The sequence below is a fragment of the Ralstonia sp. Ralssp110 genome (assembly GCF_047325135.1).
GTDB lineage: Bacteria > Pseudomonadota > Gammaproteobacteria > Burkholderiales > Burkholderiaceae > Ralstonia > Ralstonia mojiangensis.
The window spans coordinates 2,244,460-2,255,339 of the sequence record NZ_CP168610.1 but is presented as its reverse complement, the minus strand read 5'-3'; the positions used below and the strand labels follow the sequence as shown (position 1 = coordinate 2,255,339).

The 10,880-nt window shown below is 63.9% G+C and carries 10 protein-coding genes; 8 read left to right on the top strand and 2 right to left on the bottom strand.

Annotated features, from left to right (window positions below):
* Positions 1–65 precede the first annotated feature (65 nt).
* From ACEN9T_RS19460 to ACEN9T_RS19450, 3 genes are read left to right on the top strand one after another with little or no spacing between them, the layout of a single operon-like run.
* The gene (locus ACEN9T_RS19460) at positions 66–269 is read left to right on the top strand and encodes a hypothetical protein (protein WP_092971560.1); all 204 of its coding nucleotides are present in this window, start codon (positions 66–68) and stop codon (positions 267–269) included.
* A gap of 34 nt (positions 270–303) precedes the next feature.
* Positions 304–1,011, top strand: coding sequence for a response regulator transcription factor (locus ACEN9T_RS19455; protein WP_092971559.1), 708 nt, complete (start codon positions 304–306; stop codon positions 1,009–1,011).
* Positions 1,012–1,036: 25 nt separating this feature from the next.
* Positions 1,037–1,288 (top strand): GlsB/YeaQ/YmgE family stress response membrane protein, encoded by a 252-nt coding sequence (locus tag ACEN9T_RS19450; RefSeq protein WP_092971558.1) that lies wholly within the window; start codon positions 1,037–1,039, stop codon positions 1,286–1,288.
* 304 nt (positions 1,289–1,592) lie between these two features.
* On the opposite strand, the gene ACEN9T_RS19445 is transcribed toward ACEN9T_RS19450, so the two are convergent.
* Positions 1,593–2,348, bottom strand: coding sequence for a FadR/GntR family transcriptional regulator (locus ACEN9T_RS19445; RefSeq protein ID WP_413706804.1), 756 nt, complete (start codon positions 2,346–2,348; stop codon positions 1,593–1,595).
* A gap of 87 nt (positions 2,349–2,435) precedes the next feature.
* On the opposite strand from ACEN9T_RS19445, the gene gudD reads away from it, so the two are divergent.
* The 5 genes from gudD to ACEN9T_RS19420 all read left to right on the top strand — a co-directional run bounded on the left by gudD (position 2,436) and on the right by ACEN9T_RS19420 (position 9,846).
* A complete protein-coding gene (gene gudD, locus ACEN9T_RS19440) occupies positions 2,436–3,806 on the top strand; it encodes a glucarate dehydratase (protein ID WP_092971556.1) in 1,371 nt (456 codons plus the stop codon).
* A gap of 87 nt (positions 3,807–3,893) precedes the next feature.
* The gene (locus ACEN9T_RS19435; protein ID WP_092971555.1) at positions 3,894–5,186 is read left to right on the top strand and encodes an MFS transporter; all 1,293 of its coding nucleotides are present in this window, start codon (positions 3,894–3,896) and stop codon (positions 5,184–5,186) included.
* A gap of 10 nt (positions 5,187–5,196) precedes the next feature.
* Positions 5,197–7,608 carry a TIM-barrel domain-containing protein gene (locus tag ACEN9T_RS19430; protein WP_413706803.1) on the top strand — a complete coding sequence of 804 codons (2,412 nt, stop codon included), beginning with the start codon at positions 5,197–5,199 and terminating at the stop codon, positions 7,606–7,608.
* 94 nt (positions 7,609–7,702) lie between these two features.
* Entirely contained in the window at positions 7,703–8,911 is a 1,209-nt protein-coding gene (locus tag ACEN9T_RS19425) for a porin (RefSeq protein ID WP_413706802.1), read from the top strand.
* Positions 8,911–9,846, top strand: coding sequence for an aldose 1-epimerase (locus ACEN9T_RS19420; RefSeq protein WP_413706801.1), 936 nt, complete (start codon positions 8,911–8,913; stop codon positions 9,844–9,846). Before ACEN9T_RS19425 ends, ACEN9T_RS19420 begins: the two co-directional genes overlap by 1 nt.
* A 14-nt stretch (positions 9,847–9,860) precedes the next feature.
* Here ACEN9T_RS19420 and ACEN9T_RS19415 read toward each other — a convergent pair whose 3' ends face one another.
* Positions 9,861–10,775, bottom strand: a complete 915-nt coding sequence (locus ACEN9T_RS19415) for a LysR family transcriptional regulator (protein ID WP_413706800.1) — start codon at positions 10,773–10,775, stop codon at positions 9,861–9,863.
* Between the last annotated feature and the right edge of the window lie 105 nt (positions 10,776–10,880).

Below are 10,880 nucleotides of genomic sequence, written 5' to 3'. Positions count from 1 at the left end.
ACACACCGGTCGAGAGACGACGGCACCTTGGAAAACTGAGCACAGACACGCCCGAGGCGCCACGAATGTTGAGCCAGACTGCAACCGATGTTTTGAGCGAATGCGAATACGAACGCGTTCGCGCCCAACTGCATCAAGCCCTGCGCGGCGACGGGAACCCGCCGCAGGTCGAACGCTTCTGGCTGGCTGGTCGGCACGTATCCATGTGGCGCGGCGATGGTCGCGACGACAGCAATGCACAACTGCACTATCGTCGCACCACCGCTTGACCGCGCCGCACGCAGTCAACTACGAAACCGAGCCATGAAAATCGGTCTGATCGACACGCACCTCGCCCGCCAGCAGGCGATTCACAACGCGCTGCAGCCCACGCGCTTCGAATGTGTGCCGCTGTTTCTCTCCCGCCAAGTTTTTGAAGCCATTGATGTGCACGGCATCAACTTGCTGATGGTCGGCGCGCATGCGCATGACATGCCGGGCCTATCGCTCGTGCGTACCGTGCGCGAGCGCGTCGGCCCAGGTATGGCAATCGTCTACCTTGCCGACGGTCAGGCCGATACCGAGACGGCAGACGCACTCAACCACGGCGCAGACCTGTGCTTCCAAGGCGATATCCGTCCACCGGAGTTGCTCGCGCGGCTCGATGCGTTGATCCGCCGCTTTGCCGTGAGCCGGGCTGTGAGAGCGTCGGAGATTCGACTAGGGCCGTACACGCTCGATCGACAGAACCGTTCCATCCGCCTGCATGATGCTTCGGTGTCAGTACATGCGCGTGAATTTGAGCTCGCGCTGTTGTTGTTCGCGAATGCGGGGCGTGTGCTCTCGCGCGCAGACATCGAACTCGCGCTCTGGGGCCGCGAGCTGAGCCCATATTCACGTACGCTCGATACACATGTCTCGCGCCTGCGCAAGAAGTTGCGGCTTGGCACGGAGAACGGTCTGCGCCTGCGCGCCATCTACGGGCAGGGCTTCTGCCTGGAGCGCGTGATGGAAGCGGTGGCAACGCACTGACCGCCTTGACCACGGAGCCACTGCCATGCAATTGCTCTGTATCACCATCCTCATCGGCTTTCTTGCCGGGCTTGTGTCCCGGTGGATCACGCCAGGACGAGGCGTCAGCGGTTTCCTTCTCACGATCATGGTGGGAATTGCCGGCGCGCTGACAGCCGCATTTCTCGGCCAGTTGATGCGCTGGTATGAGCCTGGGCAGTCGGCGGGGTTTGTCGGGTCGGTGGCGGGCGCCGTCATCCTGCTGGCCGGTTATCACCTGATGGCACGCGAGCGCTGAGCTCGGCGTTCGAAAGCATAAAAGCCCCGCGAGTCGGGGCTTTTTCATTGGTCGGGCAGGCGGCTCGAGCGGCGGCTGCCAAAAAGAAACGCCCTGATACTCGGGACAGCAGCATCAGGGCCAAGAAGGCCGCGGCTCTCTCTTCCGCGACCGGAGCGCACCCACGAGGGGTCGGTGCAAGCTCAGGTTACGTGGCTGAGAGCGAGGGAATGCAAATCTTTATCAACGGCGCCAGCACGTCGGGGCGCGATATGGTGGTGCTGCGTAATAAGATGTCGTACAACTGAACGTTCTTCGGGTCAACTCAGCCCGCCGTTGCCGCTGCTTGCGTGCCGGCCGCTTCATGCGCGCGGCGCAGGCGTTCGCGGCTGTTTGACAGGTGCATGCGCATGGCAGCGCGCGCCGCTTCCGGGTCTTTGCGGGCGATGGCTTCAAAGACGCTGTGGTGCTCGCGGTTGACCGTGGCGCGCAATTCCGGAGCGTTCAGGTAGCCTACCTGCGCCAGCCCCATCCGCGTTCGTGGGATGAGCGTTTTGCCGAGCTGGGCAAGGGCGCCGACGAAGTGTTCATTGCCCGTGGCGCGAGCGATGCTCAGGTGAAATTGCAGATCGGAGGTAGCGCTGTCGTTGCCGTCCGCCTGGTCCTGCTCGATGGCTTCAAGTGCCATGCGCAGGGCGTCGATCTCGGCGGGAGAGATGCGCTGCGCGGCCAGCCCTGCGCACTCTGTCTCGATGGCGACGCGCAATTCCAGCATGCTCAGGATGTCGTGCAGTGTGGACGCATCGCCCAGCTGGATGCTGTTGTCGGCGCGCGGCGGCAGGACAAAGCTGCCAATGCCGTGGCGCGTTTCGATCAGCCCCTTGGCCTGCAGGCGCGAAATGGCTTCGCGTATCACCGTGCGGCTTACGCCCAGTGCTTCCATCAAAGCGGATTCCGTCGGCAGCTTGTCGCCAACGCGCAGGGATTCATTGGCAATACGCCCCTTGATGTGGTCCACCACCACGTCCGCCAGGCTTTGGGTGCGGCGCACAAGCGTTGCGGGCGAATTGGGGGCGGGCATGCGGTCTCCGGATGGGGGCGGGTTTACCAGGGGTGGTTCGACAGGAATGGGTCAATTATAGTCCCATTCCATGTTGTACGACGACTGATGACATACGTGATGACTATGAATCACCCTGCCTCTGGCACCCCAGTACACACGCCGCGCGTTACGCGCCTGCAGGTCATTCCCGTGGCTGGCCGCGACAGCATGCTGCTGAACCTGAGCGGCGCACACGGCCCGTTCTTTACCCGCAACATCGTCATTCTGGAAGACTCCGAGGGGCATACCGGCGTGGGCGAGGTGCCGGGTGGCGAGTCCATCCGCAAGACCATCGAGGACGCGACGCCCCTGGTTGTCGGACAACCGATCGGCGCGTACAACAACGTGCTCAACAGCGTGCGCCGTCAATTTGCCGACCGCGACGCCAGCGGCCGCGGGTTGCAGACCTTCGATCTGCGCACCACCGTGCATGCGGTGACGGCGCTGGAAAGCGCGTTGCTCGACTTGCTCGGCCAGCACCTGGGCGTGCCCGTGGCGGCGCTGCTGGGGCAGGGGCAACAGCGCGACAAGGTGCCGGTGCTCGGCTACCTGTTCTTCGTGGGCGACCGCAAACGCACCGACCTGGATTACGCCGACGGCAGCGACGCCACGGACGACTGGACCCGTGTGCGCCACGAAGAAGCGCTCACGCCGGAGGCGGTCGTGCGCTTGGCCAAGGCGGCCCATGCGCGCTACGGCTTCAAGGATTTCAAGCTCAAGGGTGGCGTGCTGAGCGGCGATGATGAAATGGTCGTCACGACGGCACTGGCCGAAGCGTTTCCTGAGGCGCGTGTCACGCTGGACCCGAACGGCGCGTGGTCGCTGGCAGAGGCTATTCGCCTGTGCCGCGACAAGCACGACGTGCTCGCCTACGCCGAAGACCCGTGCGGCGCCGAGGGCGGTTACTCGGGCCGCGAGGTGATGGCCGAGTTCCGCCGTGCCACCGGCCTGCCGACGGCCACCAACATGATCGCCACCGACTGGCGCCAGATGGGGCACGCCATTCAGTTGCACTCGGTCGACATTCCGCTGGCCGATCCGCATTTCTGGACGATGCAGGGCTCGGTGCGCGTGGCACAGATGTGTGACGACTGGGGTCTGACCTGGGGTTCGCACTCCAACAACCACTTCGACATTTCGCTGGCGATGTTCACGCACGTGGCCGCAGCCGCGCCGGGCAACATCACCGCGATCGATACGCACTGGATCTGGCAAGACGGACAGCGCCTGACCCGCGAGCCGTTCCAGATCGTGGGCGGCGAGATTGACGTACCGGCCGCACCGGGCCTGGGCGTCACGATCGACATGGCGCAACTGGAGAAAGCCCACGCGCTCTACAAGCAGCACGGCCTGGGCGCGCGCGACGACGCGATCGCCATGCGCCAACTGATTCCCAACTGGCAGTTCGACAACAAGCGCCCCTGCATGGTGCGCTGACCGCTACGGCGGAAATCGAGGCGGCGCACGTCGTGGCACGCCGCCTCGTAGATCGGTAACCAATAAAAAAATATCGGAGACAACACCGTGAAGACCATCAAGGGCTTGCGCTGGTGGATCATCGTGCTGGTGTGCCTGGGCACGATCGTCAACTATCTGGCGCGCAACTCGCTGGGCGTGCTGGCGCCTACGCTCAAGGACGAGCTGGGGATGAGCACCCAGCAGTATTCCTATGTGGTGGCGGCCTTCCAGGTCGGCTACACGATCATGCAGCCGGTCTGCGGCTTTATCGTTGACCTTGTCGGCTTGCGTATCGGCTTTGCGTTGTTTGGGGTGTTGTGGTCGTTTGCCGGCGTGCTGCATGCGGGCGCTACCGGCTGGCTGTCTCTGGCAGGTTTTCGCGCCTTGATGGGGTTGACCGAAGCCGCTGCCATTCCGTCCGGCATGAAAGCCGTGGCCGAATGGTTTCCCGACAAGGAAAAGTCCGTTGCCGTCGGCTGGTTCAATTCGGGTACGTCGCTCGGCGCGATGTTGGCGCCGCCGCTGGTGATCTTCCTGCATCTGCGTTACGGCTGGCAGTCGGCATTTGTGGTGACCGGCGCCCTCGGCTTCTTGTGGGCCGCGTTGTGGTTCGCGTTCTACCGTTCGCCGAAGGACCACGCCGCGCTGTCCGACGCCGAGCGCGAAAAGATCATCGGCGGGCAGCTCCGCCCCGTGAGCGCCGAACGCGGCAAGCGCCCGGTCAAGGACGTCGTGACGTCCCGCCGTTTCTGGGCGATTGCGCTGGCGCGCTTCTTTGCCGAGCCTGCCTGGCAGACGTTCAGCTTCTGGATTCCGCTGTACTTCGTGAACGAGCGCCACCTCGATCTGAAAGCGATCGCCATGTTCGCGTGGCTGCCGTTCCTGGCGGCGGACCTGGGCGGCCTGGTGGGCGGTTACCTGTCGCCGTTCCTGATCAAGCGTTTCCGCATTCCGCTGGTGTGGTCGCGTGTGTGCGGCGTTGTGCTCGGTGCATTCATGATGATCGGTCCGGCGTGCGTCGGGCTCGTGGCGTCTCCTTACACGGCGATTGCGTTGTTCTGCGTGGGCGGCTTTGCGCACCAGATGATCTCCGGCCTGGTCAACACGTTGTCTGCGGACGTGTTCGACCCGGAGGAGGTCGGCACCGCCAGCGGCTTTGCCGGCATGGCGGCGTGGATCGGCGGCCTGGGCTTCTCGCTGTTGGTGGGCGCGCTGGCTGACAAGGTCGGTTATGGTCCGCTGTTCGGCCTGCTCGGCGCGTTTGACCTGATTGGCGCTGCGTTGCTGATTGTGCTGATTCGCGGCCAGTCGCATGAAGAACGTGCCGCGCGTCAGATGCGTCTGTCTGCTTCAAACTGAGTTGAAACCGATGTCCATGTTGCATCCCCCCCGATTCGAACTCCAGGCGCACGAAGGCAACCGGCTGCGTCTGGCCAGCAGCGCCGGCGCTGCGATTGAACTCTTCGTGCTGGAAGAAGACATCATCCGCGTGCTCGTGCTGCCGCAGGGCGACCTGCGCGGCCCGGCCACGTGGTCGATCGCCCCCGGCGGTGACGACACGCCGCTCGAAGGGCGCGACCGCCGTGACCTCGCTGGCTTCTCGCTCCCAGCATTCCAGTTGCACAGCGATGCCGACACGCTGCGCGTGGAAACCAGCAAGGTCCGCCTGAGCGTTGCGCTCGCCGGGGGTTTTTGCACATGGCAGATCCGCGGGGCTGGCGAATGGCAGACCGTGCTGAATGATCGCCCCACGCAGGCCTACAACTTTGGCTACTGGGACGAGCAGGTCTACCACTACGTGCGCCGCGAATCCGGCGAGATGTACTTCGGCCTGGGCGAGCGCGCTGGTGATATGAACCGCGCGCACCAGCGCTACGAGATGCGCAACATCGATGCGATGGGCTACAGCGCGCGCACGACCGATCCGCTGTACAAGCACATCCCGTTCTACGTGACGTGGCAGCCGGAAAACCGCACCGGCTTCGGGCTGTTCTACGACACGCTGTCCGATTGCAGCTTCGACATGGGCCGCGAGCTGGACAACTATCACGGCCTCTATCGCTACTTTGTCGCGCCGCATGGCGATCTCGACTACTACTTCATCGCCTCGCCCGACACGCCGCTCGACGCCACGCGCCGCTTTACGTGGATGACCGGCCGCCCCGCGTGGATGCCGAAATGGGGCCTCGGTTATTCCGGCTCGACCATGACGTACACCGACGCGCCCAACGCGCAGGAACAGATGGCCGAGTTCATCAAGGGGTGCCGTGAGCACGACATCCTGTGCGATTCGTTCCATCTGTCGTCGGGCTATACGTCGATCGGCCCGAAGCGCTACGTCTTCAACTGGAACACCGACAAGTTCCCGGATGCGCGCGGCTTCGTCCAGAGCTATCTGGACGCGGGCATTCGGCTGTGCCCCAACATCAAGCCGTGCCTGCTGCGCGATCACCCGAAGTTTGAAGAAGCCAGGGAAGCCGGCCTGCTGATTTGCGACGCAAACGGCGAGCCGGCCTGGGTGCAATTCTGGGATGAGGTGGGTGCGTATCTCGACTTCACCAACCCGAAAACGCTCGACTGGTGGAAGGCCAACGTCAAGAGCGCGCTGCTTGAATACGGCATGGCGTCGACCTGGAACGACAACAACGAGTTTGAAGTCTGGACGCCCGACGCTTTCGCTTACGGGTTTGGCAAGAAAGCGCCCATCCGAGAAGCCAAGGTGCTGCACACGATGCTGATGATGCGCGCCTCGCGCGAAGCGCAGCTTGAGTTCGCGCCACAGCGTCGGCCGTTCCTGGTGTCGCGCTCGGGCGGTGTGGGCATGCAGCGCTACGTGCAGACGTGGTCTGGCGACAACTACACGTCGTGGGAAACGCTGCGCTACAACCTCAAGATGGGACTGGGGCTCGCGTTGTCGGGTGTCTCGAACATCGGTCACGACATCGGCGGGTTTGCAGGCCCGGCGCCGTCGCCGGAGCTGCTGGTGCGCTGGGTGGCGTTTGGCGTGTTCATGCCGCGCTTCTCCATCCACTCGTGGAACGATGACAAGACCGTCAACGAACCGTGGATGTATCCGCAGGTCACCTCGCAAATCGCCTCACTGATCAAGCTGCGCTATCGGCTGATTCCGTATCTGTACGAACTGCTGTGGCAATCCACGCAGGCCTACGAGCCGGTGCTGCGTCCTACATTTGCCGAGTTCCCGAACGACCGCCGCTGCTACGCCGAGTGCGATGACATGATGCTCGGCTCGTCACTGCTGGTGGCGCCTGCCGTGGACGAAGGGCAGACCGAACGCACCGTCTATTTGCCAGCCGGCGCGCGCTGGGTCTCGTACTGGAGCGGGGAAGCATTCGAGGGCGGACAGACCGTCACGCTGCCTTCGCCGTGGGACCAACCCGTCATGCTGATTCGCGAAGGCGGCGTGATCGCGCTGAACGTGGCGGAACAGCATTTCGACCAGCGCGCCGATCAACGCGGCTTCCTTGTCGTGCCCATGCAAGGTGTTGGTGAGACCGCTGGCGGCAGTGTTGAAGACGACGGCGAAACCGAAGCGTGGCGCGACGGCGAGCAGAGCCGCTGGAGCGTGCGTGCGATGTCAGACGCGCAATCCATCACGCTGCACGTATCGCGCGAAGGCAAGATGCCGACGCCGACCGACACGGTGGAGATTCATCTGCCCGCCAGTGATGCGCGGCAGGTGCAGACGCCGCATGCCCGCGTGCTGGAAACTGTTGTTGTGGGTGGCTGGCGCCGCCTGACGTTGCAATTGCTGGCCTAGTGCCGCATTCTCGCTGCGCAGCACGTTCGGGTCCGCAGAGACTCCGTGATGCGCGGTGTTTCCCTTGGTGCAGGAGATTTCCGAGATAACAACGATGAAAACCACACGAGCCAAACGTTCCCGTTCCCTCACGCCGGTCTATGCGTCGGTTGCGCTGCTTTGCGCGGGCGCTTCGATGCACGCCGCAGCGCAAACGTCGGTCACGCTGTATGGCGTGGTTGACAATGCCTTTGCCTATTCGAGCAACCAGGGCGGCCACTCCAACACCTACATCAATTCGGGCGCCTTGCTGGCCAGCAAGTTCGGCCTGTACGGCACGGAAGACCTGGGTGGCGGCAACACGGCGCTGTTCCGTCTGGAGAGCGGCTTCAATGCCGACACAGGCCAGCAAGCCCAGGCCGGCTACATCTTCAACCGTCAGGCCTACGTCGGCCTGAGCAACACGAACTACGGCCAGGTCACGCTGGGCCGTGCATACACGCCGTACTTCCAGTACGTCGCGTCGCTGGGCCCGACCAACGTGCTGACGGGTGCCACCGGCGCGCACCCCGGCGATGTGGATGCGTTGGATACCACGCTGCGCTTCAATAACTCCATCACCTACACCACGCCGGTGTGGGGTGGTCTGCAAGCCGGCGTGCAATACGGCTTTGGCGAGCAAGCCGGCAGCGTTTCGAACGGCAGCAGCGTGAGCACCGCGTTGCGCTACGACTACCAGGCCTTTTCGTGGGGCGTCGGCTACACGCGTCTGAAGAACGTGTCGACCGGCACGACGGCCGGCAACTTCAGCAACGTCGGGACGTTCGCCAACAACTCGCCGGTCAACGCCGGCTATGCCACGGCAGACTCCGCCCAGCTCATCGCTACGGCCGCGCGCTATACGTTCGGCAAGCTGATGGTGGGCCTGAACTACTCGAATGTTCAGTACAAGCCGGGCGCGCTGTCGCTGTTCACGCAATCGGCCACGTTCAATACGGTGGGCGCGATTGCCACCTACGATCTGACGCCCGCATTGCGGCTCGCTTTTGGCTACAGCTACACGGCTGAGAAGGCACGTAACGGCATCAGCTCGCCGGCCAAGTACAACCAGTTCTCGATGGAACAGTTGTATTCGCTGTCCAAGCGCACCGCGTTCTACGCAATTCAGGCGTACCAGCGCGCCAACGGCCAGACGCTGCGCGCTTCCGGGACGAGCACCTCCATCGTGGATGCGGTGGCGTCGGTGGGCGACTCGCAGAACGGTACGCCGTCGAATGGACGCAGCCAGTTTGTGGGCATGGTCGGCATTCGGCATTCGTTCTGATGCATAGCCAGACCTGGCTTGCGCCCGGGCCGGTGCACACGCTGCAGGCCGGCGCGTTGACGATGGTCGTCGCGCCGGCGGCAGGTGGCCGCATTGCCTCGCTGGCTTCGGCCGGCGAGGGCGGACGGCGTGTCGACTGGCTCGCGCCGATGTCGGCGGAGTCCCTCCGCGACGGCTTCGAGGGGCTGGCATGGCCCAAGGCCGGGTGCTATCCGCTGCTGCCGTTCTCCAACCGCATCCGCGATGGGCGCTTCCATTGGGATGGCCGCGAGGTCCGTCTCGCGCCGCATCCCGGCCAGGCGCATGCCATGCATGGACTGGCGCATGCACGCGCCTGGACGGTGGAGCACGTGACAGCGTCGTCGATCGACCTCGGCTTGCGCTATGTGCCGCAGCCAGACAACTGGCCCTGGCCGTTCACCGCCACGCAAACGCTGGTGCTGGGCGAATCCGGTCTGGAGGCTGTCATGACCCTGCGCAACGACGGCGACAGCAGCATGCCGGCGGGTGGCGGCTTTCATCCGTACTTCGCGCGCACGCCCGATACACGCGTGCAGTTCGATGCTGCAACGATGTGGCCGACCGACGCCGGTGAAGTTGCCGTCCGTCGCGAGCGGATCACGCCGCGGGAAGATTTCCGTCACGCCCGCGCATTGCCGGATGCAGCACTCAGTGTCTACTACAGCGAATGGCAGCAGCGTGCCGTGGTGTCGTGCGCGGGTGGTGTGCTGACGCTCAGCGCCGATGGCCCGCTCGATCACTTCATCCTCCACGCGCCACACGCGCAGCCGTATTTCTGCCTGGAGCCCATTTCGCACGTGGCCGACGCGATCAACTTGGCGGCCAAGGGATGGGGAGGTACGGGCCTGCGCGCTTTGGCGCCGGGCGAGACGCTGCATATGCGCATGCAATTGCGCATCGAAACGACGGCCTGAAGTGCGACGCGGCGTTAGCGGCGCTCACCCGCCCACACCGCTTCTTTGCCGAACCACTCCGTCAGGAAGTCGATAAACGCGCTGACCTTGGCCGACAGATTGGCGCGTTCCGGATACACGGCGAAGATGTCCGCCACGGGGAGCGCCCAGTCCGCCAGCACCGGCACCAGCCGGCCCGCGCGCACATGCTCGTGGATATCCCATTCCGATCGCATGAGGATGCCGTAACCGGCCAGAGCCCAGAGCACGCCGGTTTCGCCGTCGTTCGTGCTGAGCACGCCGCGCACCTTGATGGTTTCCTGTCGGCTGCCGCGCGTGAGATACCACGTGCCGTAAGCGGCGTCACTTTCGCGCAGCACGATGCACTGATGAGATTGCAGATCGCGCGGCACCTGCGGTATGCCTGCACGCCTCAGATAATCGGGCGAGGCGCACAGCATGCGCTTATTGCTCACGATCTTGCGCGCCACCATGCGCGAATCGGGCACCGTGCCAAACCAGATGCCGATGTCGAACGCCTTGTCGGTCAGGTTGACGGAGCGGTCGGTCAGTTCAAGCTGCACCTCCACCTCCGGATACCGTCGCGCGAATTCCACAATGGCGGGCGCCACATGCTGGCGCCCGAAGCCGAACGTGGCGTTGATGCGCAGCAGACCCTTGGGCGTGCCACGGCTGCTGGAGACAGTCTGCTCCAGCTCCTGCAGCTCTTCGAGCAAGCGTGCGCCGGTGGCCAGATAGATTTCACCTTCGTGGGTGACGCTCAGCCGCCGCGTGGTGCGGTTCAGTAGCCGCACGCCCAGTCGCTTTTCCAACTGCGCCAGACGCGCGGTGATGGCGGGCGGCGTCACGCCAAGCTCGCGCGCCAGCGCCGCCAGCGAGCCCTGCTTGACGAGCTGGGTGAAAAACTCCAGATCCGATACGCGATCCATTATTCAGATGAAATGAAGAATAGATAAATTTTCGCGCCAATTATAAAACCGTTCTGCATGTCTACACTTCTTCTGGCCAGTGGTCCGGTCGCCTTTAGTGAAGCG